The organism is Thermus caldilimi (assembly GCF_004684245.1).
GTDB lineage: Bacteria > Deinococcota > Deinococci > Deinococcales > Thermaceae > Thermus > Thermus caldilimi.
Genome location: NZ_CP038452.1, coordinates 1,460,648 through 1,476,707 on the forward strand (window position 1 = coordinate 1,460,648; position 16,060 = coordinate 1,476,707).

General features: G+C 65.5%; 19 protein-coding genes and 1 pseudogene. 13 read left to right on the forward strand and 7 right to left on the reverse strand.

The window, feature by feature from the left end:
• Positions 1-5: 5 nt before the first annotated feature.
• From EBI04_RS07535 to EBI04_RS07550, 4 genes are read right to left on the reverse strand one after another with little or no spacing between them, the layout of a single operon-like run.
• Positions 6-1,310, reverse strand: coding sequence for a sensor histidine kinase (locus EBI04_RS07535; RefSeq protein WP_135256948.1), 1,305 nt, complete (start codon positions 1,308-1,310; stop codon positions 6-8).
• On the reverse strand, positions 1,285-1,938 hold the full coding sequence (locus tag EBI04_RS07540) for a response regulator transcription factor (RefSeq protein WP_135256949.1): 654 nt from the start codon (positions 1,936-1,938) through the stop codon (positions 1,285-1,287). Before EBI04_RS07540 ends, EBI04_RS07535 begins: the two co-directional genes overlap by 26 nt.
• Complete coding sequence (locus tag EBI04_RS07545; protein WP_135256950.1) at positions 1,935-3,890, reverse strand: protein kinase domain-containing protein; 1,956 nt, start codon at positions 3,888-3,890, stop codon at positions 1,935-1,937. Before EBI04_RS07545 ends, EBI04_RS07540 begins: the two co-directional genes overlap by 4 nt.
• Positions 3,890-4,645, reverse strand: a complete 756-nt coding sequence (locus EBI04_RS07550) for a PP2C family protein-serine/threonine phosphatase (protein WP_167481917.1) — start codon at positions 4,643-4,645, stop codon at positions 3,890-3,892. Before EBI04_RS07550 ends, EBI04_RS07545 begins: the two co-directional genes overlap by 1 nt.
• Before the next feature lie 23 nt (positions 4,646-4,668).
• Between EBI04_RS07550 and EBI04_RS13895 the strand changes: the two are divergent.
• Positions 4,669-6,419 (forward strand): annotated as a pseudogene (locus EBI04_RS13895) (hypothetical protein).
• A gap of 41 nt (positions 6,420-6,460) precedes the next feature.
• Positions 6,461-7,666: an MFS transporter gene (locus EBI04_RS07560; RefSeq protein ID WP_135256952.1), complete on the forward strand. Its 1,206-nt coding sequence runs from the start codon at positions 6,461-6,463 to the stop codon at positions 7,664-7,666.
• A gap of 1 nt (position 7,667) precedes the next feature.
• Here the strand turns inward: EBI04_RS07560 and hemB are convergent, their stop codons facing one another.
• Positions 7,668-8,648: a porphobilinogen synthase gene (gene hemB / locus EBI04_RS07565; protein ID WP_135256953.1), complete on the reverse strand. Its 981-nt coding sequence runs from the start codon at positions 8,646-8,648 to the stop codon at positions 7,668-7,670.
• A 30-nt stretch (positions 8,649-8,678) separates the two neighbouring features.
• Between hemB and EBI04_RS07570 the strand changes: the two genes are divergently transcribed.
• From EBI04_RS07570 to EBI04_RS07595, 6 genes are read left to right on the forward strand one after another with little or no spacing between them, the layout of a single operon-like run.
• Positions 8,679-8,996 (forward strand): YbaB/EbfC family nucleoid-associated protein, encoded by a 318-nt coding sequence (locus EBI04_RS07570; protein ID WP_135256954.1) that lies wholly within the window; start codon positions 8,679-8,681, stop codon positions 8,994-8,996.
• A 1-nt stretch (position 8,997) separates the two neighbouring features.
• The gene (gene recR / locus EBI04_RS07575; RefSeq protein ID WP_135256955.1) at positions 8,998-9,582 is read left to right on the forward strand and encodes a recombination mediator RecR; all 585 of its coding nucleotides are present in this window, start codon (positions 8,998-9,000) and stop codon (positions 9,580-9,582) included.
• Between the two features lie 16 nt (positions 9,583-9,598).
• Positions 9,599-10,009 carry a roadblock/LC7 domain-containing protein gene (locus tag EBI04_RS07580; protein ID WP_135256956.1) on the forward strand — a complete coding sequence of 137 codons (411 nt, stop codon included), beginning with the start codon at positions 9,599-9,601 and terminating at the stop codon, positions 10,007-10,009.
• Positions 9,997-10,326, forward strand: a complete 330-nt coding sequence (locus EBI04_RS07585) for a roadblock/LC7 domain-containing protein (RefSeq protein ID WP_135256957.1) — start codon at positions 9,997-9,999, stop codon at positions 10,324-10,326. The genes EBI04_RS07580 and EBI04_RS07585 overlap by 13 nt, the downstream gene beginning before the upstream one ends.
• Before the next feature lie 10 nt (positions 10,327-10,336).
• On the forward strand, positions 10,337-10,687 hold the full coding sequence (locus tag EBI04_RS07590) for a roadblock/LC7 domain-containing protein (protein ID WP_373277587.1): 351 nt from the start codon (positions 10,337-10,339) through the stop codon (positions 10,685-10,687).
• Entirely contained in the window at positions 10,684-10,950 is a 267-nt protein-coding gene (locus tag EBI04_RS07595) for a DUF3467 domain-containing protein (RefSeq protein ID WP_015718004.1), read from the forward strand. Before EBI04_RS07590 ends, EBI04_RS07595 begins: the two co-directional genes overlap by 4 nt.
• A 48-nt stretch (positions 10,951-10,998) precedes the next feature.
• On the opposite strand, the gene EBI04_RS07600 is transcribed toward EBI04_RS07595, so the two are convergent.
• The gene (locus EBI04_RS07600; protein WP_135256958.1) at positions 10,999-12,807 is read right to left on the reverse strand and encodes a S9 family peptidase; all 1,809 of its coding nucleotides are present in this window, start codon (positions 12,805-12,807) and stop codon (positions 10,999-11,001) included.
• Between the two features lie 65 nt (positions 12,808-12,872).
• Between EBI04_RS07600 and EBI04_RS07605 the strand changes: the two genes are divergently transcribed.
• The 4 genes from EBI04_RS07605 to EBI04_RS07620 are packed head-to-tail and all read left to right on the forward strand — an operon-like array spanning position 12,873 to position 15,141.
• Positions 12,873-13,601: a Nif3-like dinuclear metal center hexameric protein gene (locus EBI04_RS07605; protein ID WP_135256959.1), complete on the forward strand. Its 729-nt coding sequence runs from the start codon at positions 12,873-12,875 to the stop codon at positions 13,599-13,601.
• Positions 13,598-14,197 (forward strand): dTMP kinase, encoded by a 600-nt coding sequence (tmk, locus tag EBI04_RS07610; RefSeq protein ID WP_135256960.1) that lies wholly within the window; start codon positions 13,598-13,600, stop codon positions 14,195-14,197. The genes EBI04_RS07605 and tmk overlap by 4 nt, the downstream gene beginning before the upstream one ends.
• Before the next feature lie 7 nt (positions 14,198-14,204).
• Complete coding sequence (locus EBI04_RS07615) at positions 14,205-14,690, forward strand: DUF192 domain-containing protein (protein ID WP_373277588.1); 486 nt, start codon at positions 14,205-14,207, stop codon at positions 14,688-14,690.
• A 1-nt stretch (position 14,691) separates the two neighbouring features.
• On the forward strand, positions 14,692-15,141 hold the full coding sequence (locus EBI04_RS07620) for a DUF192 domain-containing protein (protein WP_135256961.1): 450 nt from the start codon (positions 14,692-14,694) through the stop codon (positions 15,139-15,141).
• A gap of 57 nt (positions 15,142-15,198) precedes the next feature.
• Here the strand turns inward: EBI04_RS07620 and EBI04_RS07625 are convergent, their stop codons facing one another.
• Positions 15,199-15,426 carry an FmdB family zinc ribbon protein gene (locus EBI04_RS07625; RefSeq protein ID WP_135256962.1) on the reverse strand — a complete coding sequence of 76 codons (228 nt, stop codon included), beginning with the start codon at positions 15,424-15,426 and terminating at the stop codon, positions 15,199-15,201.
• Positions 15,427-15,501: 75 nt separating this feature from the next.
• Here EBI04_RS07625 and EBI04_RS07630 point away from each other — a divergent pair, with 75 nt between their 5' ends.
• Positions 15,502-16,023, forward strand: a complete 522-nt coding sequence (locus tag EBI04_RS07630; protein ID WP_240695262.1) for a 5-formyltetrahydrofolate cyclo-ligase — start codon at positions 15,502-15,504, stop codon at positions 16,021-16,023.
• Positions 16,024-16,060: the final 37 nt, after the last annotated feature.

Sequence of the window (16,060 nt, forward strand, 5' to 3'; positions counted from 1 at the left end):
GGAGGCTATTCCTTCTGGCTAAAGGGCGCATCGGGCGAAACCTTAAGGGAAGCCAAAGGCAGGTAGAGCCCCACCGCCGCCCCGTCTTGGTTCTCCACCCATGCTCTTCCCCCGTGGGCCCGGGCCACCGCCGCCACCAAGGCTAGGCCCAGGCCCGTGCCCTTTCCCCCATGGACGAAGGGCTCCAGGGCCCGGGGCAAGAGCTCCTTGGGGAAGCCGGGCCCGGAGTCCACAAGCCAAAGCCAAACCCCCTCCTTTCCCGGCTGGATCCTGGCCTTAAGGGGAAGCTTCCCGTGGCGGCGAGCGTTGTCCAACACGTTTTCCACCGCCAGGGCCAGAAGCTCGGGGTCCGCCAAAACCTGGCCTTCCCCTTTCACCTCCAGGCCCCATCCCCCCAAGAAAGCCCGCAGGTCCAGGAGGATGAGCCTAGGGGAGGTGGCCTCGAGGCGAGATAACCTGAGGAGCCCGGAGAGCAAGGCCTCCATCCTCTCCGCCTCCCGCAAGGCCCCGGTGAGGGCCCTGGGTTCGGGCTTGCGCAGGAGCACCTCCAAGTACCCCTTCAAGGCAGCCAGGGGATTGCGAAGTTCGTGGGAGGCATGGCGGGCAAAACGGCGGGCCGCCTCCTCCTTCTCGGAAAGCTCCCTAAGAAGCCCCTCCACCTGGGCCAGGCGGCTGTTCAAGGCCTCCACCAAGGGCCGAAGCTCCGCCAAACCAGGGTCGGGAAGGGGGCTTAGGTCCTCGGGCCGCCGGGCCTGCAGGAGCTTCGCCAGCTCCCCCAGGGGGCGAAGAGCCCAAGCGAGCCCCAGGGCGGAGAGGAGAAAGATGACCCCAAGCACCCCTCCACCCCAGGTGGCGTAGAGGAGGAGAAGCCTCCGCCCCAGGCCGGCGACCCCTTCCAGGGGGACCGCCAGGCCGAACCCTCCCCCCTCCCGGGGCAGGGCCACGTAGAGCATCCCCCGCCACACTCCCTGGTAGGCTCGTCCCTGAGCAAGGGCCTCGAGGAGACCAGGGGGAAGGTCCGGGGAGGGCACCTCGGTAAAGGCCACCCCCTCTTTCCCTATCGCGAAGCCTGTGCCGCCCCCATAAACCTGGGCCAGGCGGAAAAGCTCAAGGAGGAGAGCTTCCTCCTCCCTGGGTCCCTCCTCCCCAAGGAGGTAAAGCCGGGTGTAAAGGGCCCGGCGCAGGTCCTCGCTGGCGGCCCTTTCCGCCTCCCTGGCGGAAAGAAAGGCCAGGGGCAGGGCCAGAAGCAAGAGGGCCAGGAAGAGAAGGGCAAAAACCCTCCCCCTAAGGGAGGAAAAGGCGGTAGCCATAGCCGCGCACCGTCTGGATGGGGTTGGGCTCCCCCAGGGCCTTCCTTAAGAGGGAGAGGTGCACCTCCAAGGTGGCGGGGTCCACCTCCTCCCCCCAGACCCGGAGCATCAAGGCTTCCTTGGAAACCACCTCCTCCGGGGACTCCAGAAAAGCCTTCAGGAGAAGGAACGCCTTGGGGGGAAGGGAAAGCCTCCTCTCTCCCCGGAAAGCCTCCATGCGCCTGGGATAAAGCCTCAGGTCCTTGTAGGCCAAAACCTCCGGGGCCTCCTTCCCCCTATGGGCGCGGCGCCAGAGGGCCTCGAGGCGGGCCAGGAGCTCGGAGAGGCTATAGGGCTTGACCAGGTAGTCGTCCGCCCCCTCCTTGAGGCCCTTCACCCGCCACTCCACCGCATCCAAGGCGGTGAGCATCAGCACGGGCACCTCCGAGCGAGCCCGGATATCCTTAAGCAGGGAAAAGCCATCCCTTTCGGGCAGAAGCACATCCAAAACCACCACCTCCGCCCAGGGAAGGAGGCTTAGGGCCTCTTTTGGGCTCTCCGTGGCCTTGACCTCGTGCCCCTCGAGGGAAAGCCCAAGCTCCAAGGCCTCCCGCACCCCTGGGTCGTCCTCCACCAGAAGCACCCTCATGCCGGGTTCCGCCAAAGGGCAAGGGCCCGCACGGGAGCGTACACCTCCAAGGGCGGCAGGACCTCCCCGGTCTTCAGGTCTATGCGATGGATGCGGCTCGCCCCGCGCCTGGCCGCATAGAGGATGTCCCCAAAGGGCAGGAGCTCCACCAGGCTCATGCGGTCCTCCCCCTCCAACAGGGGCAGAGGGTAGGAGGCGAGAAGGGATCCCGCCAGATCCAGCACCCGCACCTTGGCCGCCTCCACATCGTAGAGGTAAAGCCTCTCCCCCTCCACCCCTACCCCACCGAGAAGCCTTAGCTCCTCGCTTTCCTTGGAGCGGCGGAAAGCGTAACGGGAAAGGTAACGCCCATCCAGGGCCAGGCGTTGCACCTGGCGGTTGCCGTAGTCCAGGACGAAAAGGAACTCCGGCGTGGCCGCCAGGGCCTTGGGATCCTGGAAGGTGCCCCGGCCTGGGCCTTGGCCCCCGAAGCGCTCCTGGTACTGCCCCTTCAAATCGAGCCGGCTCACCGTGGCGGTCTCCGAGTCCAAGACGAACAGGCTACCGTTGGCCACCGCCAAGGCCACGGGGAAGAGGAACTCCCCAGGCTTCATGCCGTAAGGCCCGGCGGAAAGGAGGAGCTCCCCTTCTGGGGAAAAGCGGTGAAGGAGCCTGGCCCCGTGCTCAAAAACCGAGATCCAGATGCCCCCTTCCCCATCAGCGGCCACGGAGAGGGGAGGAGCTGGGAAGTAACCCGGGCCGGAGCCAATGCCGGATAGAAGCCGGGCAGGGGTACCGGAAGGGTCCAGAAGCCGCACCGTGCCCTTCTTGGCCTCCACCCCCAAGAGCAGGTAGAAGGGGTGAGGCAGGCCCTGCTCCTCCTCCCACGAGCCAGAAAGGCCCTGGATCACCTCGTCCAAGGAGGGGCGCTTGGCCGGGTCCTTCTCCAGCATCTTCAAAACCAGGTCGGAAAGCACCTGGGGAATCTCGGGCCTAAGCTGCTTTGGCGGGGTGGGCACCTGAAAGATCTGCTGATGGATCACGGTCTCATACCCCCCGGTGAAGGGGGGCTGGCCGGTTAAGGCCTCGTAGAGAACGATGCCCAGGGAGTAGATGTCCGAGCGGTGGTCCAGCTTCTGGCCCTTGGCCTGCTCTGGGCTCATGTAGACCGGGGTGCCGATGCGGGCCCCGGTGATGGTGAGACGGGTGAGCACCTTGCCAGCGGCGATGCCAAAGTCCATGAGCCGCACCCCCCTGGGGTCCACGCCATCCTCCCTGAGGGCCCCCTTGAGCACCATGATGTTCCCCGGCTTGATGTCCCGGTGGACGATGCCCTGGGCGTGGATGTGCTTAAGGGCATCGGCCACCCGGGCGAGGATGGCCGCCGCCTGCTTCAGGGAAAGGCGCCTTTCCTCGATGAGCTTGTCCAGACCCTCCCCCTCCAGGTACTCCATGGCGATGAAGTGCACCCCATCCACCTGGCCATGGTCGTAGACCTTGACGATGTTGGGATGGTCCATCTTGGCCAGGACCTCCGCTTCCCGGTGGAAGCGGCGCACGAAGCGGGGGTCGCCCACAAAGCGTTCCTGGGGAACCTTGAGGGCCACCAGGCGGCCGGTTTTCCTATCCTTGGCCTTGTACACGGTGGCCATGCCCCCCACGCCCACCTTTTCCAGGATCTCGTACTGCTTTTCCAGAGCCCGGGCCTCCTCCGTGGTCTTGGAACCGGAGGAGGCCCGTCCCTGGGTACGGGAACGCCTTTGGATCCTCCGCCGGGGACCCAGGTAGACCCGGGGTGAGGCCAGCAACCCCAGGCCCATAAGCAGCCAGGGGAAAACCACCTCCGCCCGGGCCCCCGTGGCCCAGGCAGCTCCCGAGAGGAGGAGCAGGAGGAACCATAGGGCCCAAGGGGTAAGGCGGGAGGCCAAGGCTGCGGTGAGGAGAATCAGGAGGAAGGCCAGAAGCCCCTGCATCACTCCACCCGTAAGGCCACGGCGGTGACGTTGTCGTCCCCACCCCGGCGCAAAGCCTCGGCCAGGAGGCCCTCGAGGCTCGCCTGCAGGTCCTTGCCCAAGATCCACTCCTCCTCGGGCACCAGGCCGTAAAGCCCATCCGTCACCAAAAGCACCCCTTCCCCCGGACCCAAGCGCACCTCCGTGAGGTCAAAGCGGGCCTCCGGCAGGCCTAGGGCCCGGGTGAGGACGTTGCGGTAGGGATGGCGCTCGGCCTCCGTGCGGGTCAGAACCCCTTCCCTCAAGCGCTCCGCCACCCAGGAGTGATCCTCGGTGAGCCGCTTAAGCCCCTTGGGGGTGAGGTGGTAGGCCCGGGAGTCCCCGATGTGCCCCACCACCCCCTCCTTGAGCCAGTCCGCATAGAGGAAGGCGGTGAGGGTGGTGCCCATACCCTTCTTCCCAAGCCTTTCTGCCTCCTTCTCCACCCACCTGGCCGCCAGGGTGAAGGCCTTCTCCATCACCTTAGAGAGGCCCACCGCTGGCCGGCCTCCCTTCAGGTGCTCCGCATAGGCCCGCACCGCCTCGGAAAGGGCCTCTATGGCCACCTTGCTGGCCCACTCCCCTGCCTCCATCCCTCCCATGCCGTCGGCCACCGCCAGGAGAAAGAGGTTGCCCTGGGGAACCTCGAGGCGCATCACCCGGTGGAAGTCCTCGTTGTTCTGGCGCCGGCCCACATGGGAGACCGCGGCCACGCTGTACCGGGGAGCAAGGCGCATCGGACCCATTATAGGATGAATGGGTGGAGCACCTGGCCGACCTGGTGGACCTCTACGAGTACCGGGTGGAGGACTTGGCCGCAGGCCGCACCCCCAAAGGGGGGAAAAGGGCTCTTTTGCAACTAAGGGCCTTCCTCATCCAAACCCGCCTGCCAGGGCCTTTGGCCAAACGCTTCCGCCAAGCCGATGCCCGCTTCCGGGCCCTACGGCAAAGCCTTACCCCTTCCCCGCCCCCGGAGCCCCCTTCCCTGGACCTCCCCACCCCGGCCCTGGAGAACCTGGAGGAACCCACTCCCACCCAAAAGCCTTCCCCCTTGCGGGCCATCGCCTTAAAGGTATGGCGCCTCCTGGCAGAGCGGGAGGCCAAGGCCCGGGCCAAGGACCTCCTGGTGGGGAGGCGGGAGGAACTCAGGCTCATCCACGCCTTCTTGCAGAACTACCTGGAGTACCGGGAAAAGGAAACCTTCAAGCGGGACTTCAACCTCTCCCGCTTCCACCCCACCCACTCCATCCCCTCTCTTTCCGATAGCCTCGTGGACCTCGAGGACCCCAAGGTGGCCGAGGCCCTGGTGATGGAGTTTCTGGAAACCGCCCTGCACCTTCCTCAGGACCTTCCCTTGCCCCCTGAGGAAACCCGCACCTACATTCGCCGCTTCCTGAACCGCATCCTGGAGTGGGACGAGGCCTACGGCCTCCCCCCCAAGCGGGACCTCATGCCCTTGAAAAAAGCCCTGGAGGAAGCCAAGCGCCTGGGGGCGAGCGCCCTGGAGATCGCCAGGCTGGAAGAACGCCTTAGGAAAGAGGCCCAGGAGGAAAGGCGGCGGGAGCTCCTCTTGGAAGAGGAACGGCACCGTTTCCGCGTGGCCCTGGAAAAGGTCATCGCCCTTCTGAACCTGCTTCCTGCCCCGCAAGGGGAAACCCCCTGGCCCCGGGTTCCCGAGCCCGGCCAGGGGGAGGAAAGCCTCCTTACCTTGCCCCTGAGGCCAGGCCGGATCCCCCTGGGACCCCTCACCCTCACCCTAAGCCAGGTGGAAGGGACCTGGCACCTGGGTTTGGGCGGGGAGGATTATGTGCTGGAGGATACCCTGGTGATCCCCTGGGAGGACCTCGAGGTCCTGGCGGTGCGGGAAGGGGATCTCCTCCACCTGAGGCTCGAGGCGCGAAGCGGGCTCAGGCTCTACGAGCTCCTGGCCGAGGGGCGGATCCTGGCCCTTCTCCTAAGCCCCAACCAGGATTACGTCTACCTGCGCCTCCTCAGGGCCTTTTCTGCCCGATTGAAGGGCGAGTTCCACCCCCAGGCCTTTGGCCCCGAGCTGGCGGAGAAGTACCGCCAGGCCCCCTGGGAAGCCCTGCAGGACTTCGCCCGCAAGGTTTTGGAGCTTGCCCTGAAACGCCTGGGTGGAGCAGACGCCACCCCCCTCCTCAAGGAGGTGGGCCAGGCCTTGGGGCAGGAGCGGGAAGCCCTGGTTTTGGCGGAGGCCTTAAGGGAGTACCTGGGCCGTCGCCCCCCCACCCGGGAAACCCTGGGGGGGAGGTGCACCTGCTTTCCATCGGGGCCGAACCCCTGGCCCTCAAGGTGGGGCAAAACGTCCTTTCCCTACGCCCCAGGAACGCCCCTTCCGGAGACCCCCAGGAGGACGTCCTTTACGTGGGCCAAGCAGGCGAGGTGCCCCAAAGGCTCAAGGACCTCCTGGTCTACCGCCTTTCCGAGGGAACCGTGGTCCTGGCCCGGGAAGGAAGGCGGCTGGCGTATCTGGTGGTGGGTAACCCCTGACCCAAAGGAGTTCTTGGTATACTCCCCGACAAGGGGGTTTTATGAAAGCGTTACGGCACAAGGCCTTCGCCCGCTTGATCCTTTCCTACCTGGTTTCCCAGGTGGGAAGCAAGGTGCACCGGGTGGCCCTTTTGGTCCTGGTCTACCTGCTCACGGAAAAGGCCCTCTGGGTCTCCCTCACCCTCGGGGTCCAGCTTCTGGGCACCGTGGTCTTCTCCCCCCTCCTTTCCGCCTGGGCCGACACCCAGGACCGCAAGCGGCTTCTCGTGTGGTCCGACCTCCTTCGGGTTCCCCTGGTAGCCCTCATCCCCCTTCTGGGAGCCAAAAGCCTTCCCATCCTGCTTCTTTTGGTCTTCCTAATTGAACTCCTACGGGACCTGCACGACCCCATCCAAAACGCCGTGGTCCCTGACCTGGTGCCCAAGGAGGAGGTGGATGAGGCCAACAGCCTGATTCTCCTGGCCGACCGTCTCTCCGAGGTGCTCTTCGTAGGGGCAGCAGGGGTGCTGGTGGCTGCCGTAGGCCCAGCCTTCGCCTTCTATCTGGATGCCGCCACCTACCTGGCCTCAGGGCTCATCCTGTCGGGCCTCCCTTCCCTAAAGCCTCAGAGGCTTCCCAAGGCAGGCTTCTTCGCCCGGGTGAAGGAGGGGATCGGTCACCTGGTGGGCCATCCCGCCCTCCGCCGGGCGGTGGGCACCTTGTTTGCGGCCGCCGCCTTCGGCTCGGTGGAAACCGCTTTGGGGGTGGTGCTGGCCATTAAGTGGCTCAAGGTGGGCTCGGCAGGTTTTGGCTTCATGGAAGCGGCCATGGCCCTGGGGGCCATCCTGGGGGGCCTGGCCCTGCCCAAGCTCCTGGGGCGCGTCACCAGGGAACAGCTTTTCCTGTACAGCTTGCTCCTCTTTGGCTTCTTTGAAGCCTCGGTGGGGCTTTTCCCCGTTTTCGCCTGGGTACTGGTCGCTTTCTTCTTGGGGGGCTTCCTCAACATGGCCTTCATCGTGCCCGCCCGTTCCATCCTGCAGCTCAACACCCCCCAGGAGATGCGGGGACGGATTTTCGCCGCTTTCGGTGCGGTGATGAACGCCGCCGTCCTCCTGGGCACCATGTGGGGCGGAGCCTTGGAGGGATGGATGGGAGCCCCCCGGGTCTTCCTGCTGGCAGGGGCCATGGTGAGCCTGGCGGCAGGCTACACCCTTCTCACCGGGGGCATTCCCGCACCCCGGGAGGCCCGCCAAACCCAAGAGGCCTGAGCTAAGCCTCTTTCAGCCAGCGGGCCGCCTCTAGGGCATAGTAGGTGAGGATTCCCTGGGCTCCGGCCCGCCTTAAGGCATAGAGGCTTTCCAAAACCGCCCGCCGCTCGTCCAGCCACCCCTTAAGGCTTGCCGCCTTCAGCATGGCGTACTCTCCGGAAACCTGGTAGGCGAAAAGCGGCTTGGAAAACCGCCCCTTGAGGGCGAAGAGCACGTCCAGGTAAGGGAGGGCGGGCTTGACCATGAGCATGTCGGCCCCCTCGAGGTCATCCAAGTGCGCCTCCCTCAAAGCGTCCCAGAGGCCTGCCCTGGGGTCCATCTGGTAACCGGTGCGGTCCCCAAACTGGGGGGCGCTCCCTGCCGCCTCCCGGAAGGGGCCGTAAAAGGCGGAGGCGTACTTCACCGCATAGGAGAGGATGGGCACGTGGGCGAACCCCCCCTGGTCCAAGGCCTCCCGGATGGCCCTAACCTGTCCATCCATCATGGCGCTGGGGGCCACCACATCCGCCCCCGCCTGGGCCTGGGAAAGGGCAGTTCTGGCCAAAAGCTCCAAGGTGGCATCGTTGTCCACGTAAAACCCCAAAGGACCTTCCCGCACCACCCCGCAGTGGCCGTGGTCCGTGTACTCGCAAAGGCAGGTGTCGGCCATGACCAAAAGCTCGGGAACCTCCCGTTTCAGAAGCCGAATGGCCCGCTGAACGATGCCCTCTTCCGCATAGGCCCCGCGCCCCAGGGAATCCTTTTCTTCCTCGGGCAAGACCCCGAAGAGGATCACCCCGCCCAGGCCCGCCTTAAGCACCTCCTCCCCCAGCCGGGGAAGATGGGCCAGGGGCTGGCGAAATACCCCGGGCATGGAGGCAACCTCCTCCGGCTCCCCTCCCTCCTTCACAAAGACCGGCAGGACCAGGTGCCTCGGACCAAGCTCCACCTCCGCCACCAAGGGCCTTAGAAGGGGAGAACGTAGCCTTCTTGGGCGCTCCATGCCTTCCACTATACTCAGGGAGGAGGGAGCATGAACCTGCAGAAGCTCTTGAAGGAAGCGCAGAAAGCCCAGAAGAAGGCCGCCGAGGTGCAGGAAAGGTTGGAAACCATGACCGTGGTGGGCACGGCCCAGGGCCTGGTGGAGGTGGAGGCCAACGGGCACGGCAAGATCCTGGCGGTCCGCTTAAAGCCCGAGGTGCTAACGAGCTTCCAGGAGGACCTCGAGGGCCTGGAGGACCTCCTCCTGGTGGCCATCCAGGACGCCCAGAGGAAGGCCCACGAGCTTTCGGAGAAGGAAATGGCCCGGGAGCTGGGCGGCGTGGGGCAGATGCTGGGCAAGCTCTTCTAGGATGAGGTATCCTGAAAGCCTTCTCAAGCTCACCCGCGCCCTCTCCCGCCTACCCGGGATCGGCCCCAAAACCGCCCAGAAGCTCTCCCTTTACCTGGCCTTCCACCGGGAGGAGGCTGAGGAGCTGGAAAGGGCCTTGGCTGGCTTCGAGGCCTTGGGCGTCTGCCGGGTCTGCGGCAACCTGGCGGAGGGGGAGCTTTGCCCCATTTGCCAGGACGAAAGCCGGGACCGGTCGGTGATCGCCGTGGTGGAAACCGTCTCCGACCTCTTTGCCCTGGAACGGAGCGGGGAGTTCCACGGGCTTTACCACGTGCTGGGTGGGGCCTTGAACCCCTTGGAAGGGGTGGGTCCCAAGGAGCTCAACCTGGAAAGGCTCTGGGCTAGGCTTTCCGGGGTGGAGGAGGTGGTCTTGGCCACCTCCATGACCGTGGAGGGGGAGGCCACCGCCCTCTTCCTGGCGGAGGAGCTCAAACGCCGGGGGCTGAAGGCCACGCGCCTGGCCTACGGCCTCCCCGTGGGGGGGAGCCTAGAGTACGTGGACGAGGTAACCTTGGGCCGGGCCCTGGAGGGGAGGAAACCCCTTTAGGCCCTGGGGAAGGGGCATGGAGGAGCTTTTGCAACACCTCCTGGACCAGGTGGAGGGAGCCTTTGCCGCCGCCATCGGCACCCTGGACGGGCTCCTGGTGGAAGGAGCCAGGCGCAGGCGGGTGGACCTCGAGGCGGCTGTCGCAGAACACGCCGCCCTTTTGCGCCAGGCCAAGGCCGCCTACGCCGGAAGCCTGGGCACCCCCCGGGTGCACGAGCTTTTGGTGGGGGGCCACCCCGTGGTAGGCTATGTCCACGTGGTGCGGAGGGCAGGCCCACAACCCCAGGGACCCGTGCCTCGAGGCAAGGGACACGAGGAACTTTTCCTCCTTCTCCTCATGGCACCGGAAGCCAACCTGGGCCAGGCACGTTTGCAAACAGCCAAGGTGGGGGAAAAGCTGGCGGAGGTGGCGGGATGGCTTACCTAGAGAGCCTGGCCCCCTTTGGCGTCAAGAGGGCGGTACTCACGGGCCTGGACGGCCTGGTCATCGAGGCCTTGGGCCGGGGCAACCCCCCGGCGGAGGTCCTGGCGGCGGAGCTGGCCTCCCTGGTGCGGCACATGACCCCCTTGGCGGAAGCCCTCTCCGGGGAGGTGCGCCGCTTCACCCTGGCCACGGAAAACCACGAGATCCTGGCCCTAAGGGTAGGGGAGTACGTTTTAGGGGCAGTCATCGAGCGGGGCATGGACCGCAAGGCCGTGGGCCAGGAGTTAACCCGCATCGCCTTTAAGGTGCAGAACCTCTAAAGAAGGAGGCATGGTGGAGCAAGCCCTACAGGAACTCAAGGCCACCAAGGGGGTACGGGTGGCCGCCCTCCTCAGCGAGGACGGGTTCGTGGTGGAAGAGGCCCGGGAAGCGGATGCCCCGGAGGCCAGCCTTCTTTCCGCCCGGGCTGCCACGGTCCTGGGCACCGCCAAAGCCCTGGCCCAGACCCTGGGCCAGGAAGGGGTGGAGGAGGTCATGGTAGAGTACCCCGAGGGGGCCTTGTTACTGATGCCCCTTCCTGGCTATCACCTGCTCCTTCTCCTGGACAGCGTGAGAAGCCTGGGGCGGGTACGCCTAGCCTTGAAAAGGGCTGTACCCAAGTTGGAGGAGGCGCTTAGATGAGCGAGCTAAAGCTGGACATCCAAATCGACAAGGACGTGGCCCTGGGCCGGTACACCAACCTGGCCCTCATCGCCCACACCAAGAACGAGTTCATCCTGGACTTCGCCTTGTTGCAACCCCAGGGCGGGGCCATGGTGGTCAGCCGGGTGATCACCAGCCCCCAACACGCCAAGGCCCTTCTCCGGAGCCTGGCGGAAAACGTGGCCCGGTACGAGGAAACCTTCGGCCCCATTCCCGAACCGGTGGCGGAAAGCCAGGCCTAAAGGAATAGCAAGGGTCCCCGCCCTGGCTTTTGCCAGGGCGGGGTAGTACTAGAGGTTTTCCCGCCACCAGTCCAAGTAGGCCTTGAGCCGGGCGATCCGGCGGTCTGGCCTGCCGGAGCGGGAAAGCTCGTGTCCCTCCTCGGGTACCCAGAAAAAGCGGGCCTTCACCCCCAGGTGGAGGAGGGCAGTGTACCAGGTTTCCCCCTGGTCTATGGGGCAGCGGTGGTCCTGCTCGGAATGGACCACCAGGGTGGGCGTCCGCACCTGGTGGACATGGCGCAAGGGGCTTTTCTCCCAAAGCACTTCCGGCCTCTCCCAGGGCCTAGCTATAAGCTCCATGAAGGTGAAGCGGGGACCGATGTCGCTGGCCCCGAAGAAGCTGAACCAGTTGGCGATGCTCCGGTCGGTGACCGCCGCCTTGAAGCGACCAGGGTGGCGGGCGGTGAGCCAGTTCACCATATAACCCCCGTAGCTTCCCCCTGCCACCCCCACGCGGCCAGGATCCAGGGGGAAGCGGGCCAGAACGTGGTCCAAAAAGCCCAGGAGGTCCCGCTCGTCCCGCTCCCCCCATTCCCCCTGGAGCAGGGCGAAGTCCTGGCCGTAGCCGGTGGACCCCCTTGGATTAGCGAAGACCACCGCATACCCCGCCTGGCGGAAGAGCTGGAGCTCCAGCATGGGTGCCCGCCCGAAGGCAGTGTGGGGTCCCCCGTGGATGTACAGGATGACCGGGTGGGGTCCTTGCCCTTCCGGAAGCAGGACCCACCCCGGCACCCGGTGCCCTTCCGGACTCGGCCACTCGGTGTAGATGGGCTCGGCCAGGGGTAGGGAAACCCCCTCGTTGGGGTCGTAGACCCCCAGGGGACCCCAAAGCCGGGCCGGATGGGTAAAGTCCTCGGTGAGGAGGAAGAGGCCACGCTCGGTAAGGGCAAAGGAGAGAACGCTCCCCTCTGCGGGCAAGGCCTCGGCCTTCCCCTCGAGGCCCACCCGGTAAAGCCTTCCCGTTCCCTCCTCTGTGCGCACGATATAGACCCCATTCCCGGCCCACCTGGGCCCTTGGGTATGGGCCCCATAGCGGAGATCGGAGTTGATGGAGTTCTGCAGGCTACCCTCAAAGAGAACCCGAACCTCCCCGCCATGCAGGTGGTAAAGCCGGGCCTCCGTGCCCCCTCCCCGTTCAAAGGCGTGGCCCAGGAAGAAAAGCCCTTCCGGGCTCCACTCCAGGGCAAAGATGGGGCCAAAGCCCCCGTAGACCTTTTGCAACCTGCCCTCCTTAAGCAGGAAGAGGGTATCCCGCCACTCCGCCTGCGCCCCCTTGTCCTCGGCCATCACCAGGTAGAGCCCTTCGGGGGAGGGTACCATCTCCCTGGGGGCGGGGTAGCGGTCCAGAAGAAGCCTCTTCTGCCCCCCCTCGAGGGCATAAAGGGCCACATTCCCCTCGGGGAGGAGGCCCCGGCCGTCAAACTTGAAGGGCCACCCCTCGTACAGGCGGGGGCTACCCGGCATGGGAGCTTCCTTCAGGGCCAGGAAAACCACCTCCCCTTCAGGGCCCAGGGCGTAGTCCAAGACCCCAGGGGTTTCCGTAAGCCTCTCCGCCTCCCCACCCCTTAGGTCCAGGCGGAAAAGCTCCTGGACCTCCCCCACCTTCCGCAGAAAGTAGATGTAAGGAGGGGCATAGCGGGGCTTTCTGGCTTCCTCCTGGGTGAGAAAGCGCAAGGTACCGTCAAAAAGGGCCAGCCTCGAGCGGTACCGGGGTGGATGCCCCTCCTGGATATCGGTCAGTAGGAAAAGGGGGAAGCCATCGGGGCCAGGGGTGAGGTCCGACAGGAAGCGGAGCTTGAAAAGGATTTCCGGTTCCATGCCTCCATAATACTGACCGGTCATTCGCCTGCCCCCAGGTCCCCTTTTCCGGTAAGCTGGGCGCCATGAACCGGGATGAGCTGGTGCGCTACTTGGACACGTACCTGCGCCTGAAGGACTTCCCCCAGGACCTCTCCTTAAACGGCCTACAGGTGGAGGGGAAGAAGGAGGTGCGCAAGGTGGGGGCGGCAGTGGACGCCGCCGAGGCCCTCTTCCAGAAGGCCCTCGAGGAGGGGGTGGACTTCCTCCTGGTCCACCACGGGCTTTTCTGGGGCAAACCCTTTCCCATCGTGGGCCACCACAAGCGCCGCCTGGAGCTCCTCTTCCAAGGGGGCATCAACCTCTATGCCGCCCACCTTCCCCTGGACGCCCACCCTGAGGTGGGCAACAACCACGAGCTGGCCCGGGCTCTGGGCCTGGTGGAGCTGGAGCCCTTCGACGTGGGGGTGAAAGGGCGGTTTCCCCTTCCCACTCCCTTGGTCCAGGTGGCGGATATGCTGGGCCAGCTCACCGGGATGCAGCCCTTGGTCCACCAAGGGGGCAAAGGCCTGGTGGAAACGGTAACCATCATATCCGGCGGGGCGGCGGGGCTGGTAAGCTGGGTGGAGGCCGACCTCTTCGTCACCGGGGAACCCAAGCATACCGTCTTCCACGAAACCTTTGAGCGGGGCCTCAACGTCATCTACGCCGGCCACTACGACACCGAGGCCTTCGGGGTCAAGGCCCTGGCCCGCCACCTGGAAGCCCGCTTCGGCCTGCCCTGGGTCTTCCTGGACCACCCCACGGGGCTATGAGGGGGGTGTTCCTGACCCTCGAGGGCTTGGACGGCTCGGGCAAAACCACCCAGGCCCGGCTCCTGGCTCAGTTCCTGGAGGAAAAGGGGATAAAAGCCCGCCTGACCCGGGAGCCCGGCGGGGGGTTACCCGGGGTGCGGGACCTCCTTTTGAGGGGCGAAGCCCTCTCCCCGGAAGCCGAGTACCTCCTCTTCAGCGCCGACCGGGCGGAGCATGTGCGCAAGGTGATCCTTCCCGCCCTGGGGGAAGGCTTTTGGGTCATCTCCGACCGCTACCTGGACTCCAGCCTGGCCTACCAGGGTTATGGCCAAGGCCTTCCTCTCCCCTGGCTTCTGGAGGTGGCCAAGGAAGCCACCCTGGGCTTGAAACCCCACCTCACCTTCCTCCTGGACCTGCCCCCGGAGGAAGCCCTTAAGCGGGTCTCGGCCCCGGACCGCCTGGAAAGGATGGGGCTACCCTTCTTCCAGCGGGTACGCCAAGGCTACCTCAAGTTGGCGGCGGCGGAGCCCGAGCGCTTCCGGGTGCTGAAGGCCCACAAACCCGTGACCGAGGTGCAGGCGGCCATCCGGGCGGCGCTAGCCGCCCTTCTGCCATAATGGCCCTATGCGCTTTTTCCCTTCGGCTCAGCGGCTTGTCCTCAGGATGGCCCTAGGGCTTGCCCTGGGGCTTTGGGCCTTAGGCCAGGGCCTTTCCTTTCCCAAAAGCACCCTCTTCGTGGAGCAAGGAGGCAAGCGCCACTTCCTAAGGGTGGAGGTGGCGGACACCCCCGAGCGCCAGGCCCAAGGCCTTATGTTCCGCAAGGCCCTGGGGGAGGATGAGGGCATGGTCTTCCTCTTTCCCGCCCCCACCGCCGGGGGCTTCTGGATGAAGAACACCCTCATCCCCCTTTCCATCGCCTTCTTTGACCGCCAGGGGCAGATCCTCCGCATTCTGGACATGGAGCCCTGCCACAAAGACCCCTGCCCCGTCTACTACCCTGGGGTGGTGTACCAAGGGGCCCTCGAGGTGAACCAAGGCTGGTTCCCCAAGCGGGGCCTCACCCCCGGGGCCAGGGTGGGAGGTGAGGCCCTGAAGCTCTGGCCTAAGTAAGGTGGAACGGAACCCCTTCTTCCCCCTGGTGGCCTTTGCCCTGCTGATCGCCCTTTCCGTCTTCTCCTTCATGGGTTACCTGCTCGCCGCCAGGAGGCTGCAAACCCCCCCTCCACCCCAAAAGGTGGTGGTGGAAACAGCCCATGGCCAAAGGGTGCTCCAGGCCCGTTTAGCCCGCACCCCGGAGGCCTGGAGCCGGGGCCTTGGGGTGCGGAAGGAGGAGCTCGAGGCCCTCCTTTACCTATTCCCCGAGGCCACCGACGCCCCCTTCAGCACCCAGGGCTACCGCTTCCCCGTGGTGCTGGCTTTTCTGGACGCCGAAGGCAGGGTGCTCAAGGTAACCGAGCTCCAACCCGGGGAAACCTACGCCCCTGGCCTCGCCTACCGGGGGGTGCTGGAGGTACGAAAGGGGCTTTTAAACCTCTCCCCGGGGGACCGGGCGCAGTACTAATCCCCAACGATCTGAAGCAAAAACCCCAGGCCAGGTCCGGGGTGGGACCTCAAGGCTTCACTCCTTGTCCCTGGACTCCCCACCTTCCGGCTTGGAGCCGGAGTCCTTCTTGGCGTAGTCCTTCGCATGCCAGCCCGAGCCCTTGAAGATGACGGCGGGAGGGGTGATGACCCGCTTCAAGGGCTCACCGGTTTCCGGGTGCGCCTTGAGAGGCTCGTCGTGGAAGCCCTGTTCAAACTCGTAGTAGTTGCCCGTCTCCAGACCCTTGTAGACGTAGACCGGCATACCTACCCTCCTGTCCGGCCATTCTGACACTCAGCTACCTTGAGTGTCAAGGGGGTGGAGTGGTACCCTCCCCCCGTGGATAAGCCCGCCTTGCGCCGGCACTGCCTTCGCCTCTGGCGAACCCTGGACCGAAAGCGCCTTTCCGAGCAGGTGGTAGAAGTCCTGGTGTCCTGGCTTAAGGCCAGGGGTTTCCGGGCCCTCCTCCTTTACCATCCCCTGCCCCACGAGCTGGACCTCCTTTCCCTCTCCCGGCTTTACCCTGCCCGCTACTACCTGCCTAAGGTAGCGGACATGGAACTTACGGTTCACCCCTTAGGCCCCCTGGCCCCCGGACCCTTCGGCCTCCTGGAACCCACCACCCCGGCGGTGGACCCCCAGGCTCTGGATCTGGTGGTGGTCCCCGGGTTGGCCTTTGACCAGGAGGGCTACCGCCTGGGGCACGGCAAGGGGTATTATGACCGTTTCCTGGCCACGGTCCAGGCCGAGAAGCTTGGAGTCATCCCCAAGGCCCTTCTGTTTCCCCGGCTTCCCCGGGACCCCTGGGACGTGCCGGTAAGTTTCCTGGCCACCGAGGAAGGGGTGCATCCGGTCAAATGACCCATGGGTCAGGCCTGTGGATGCTACACTTAGGCCC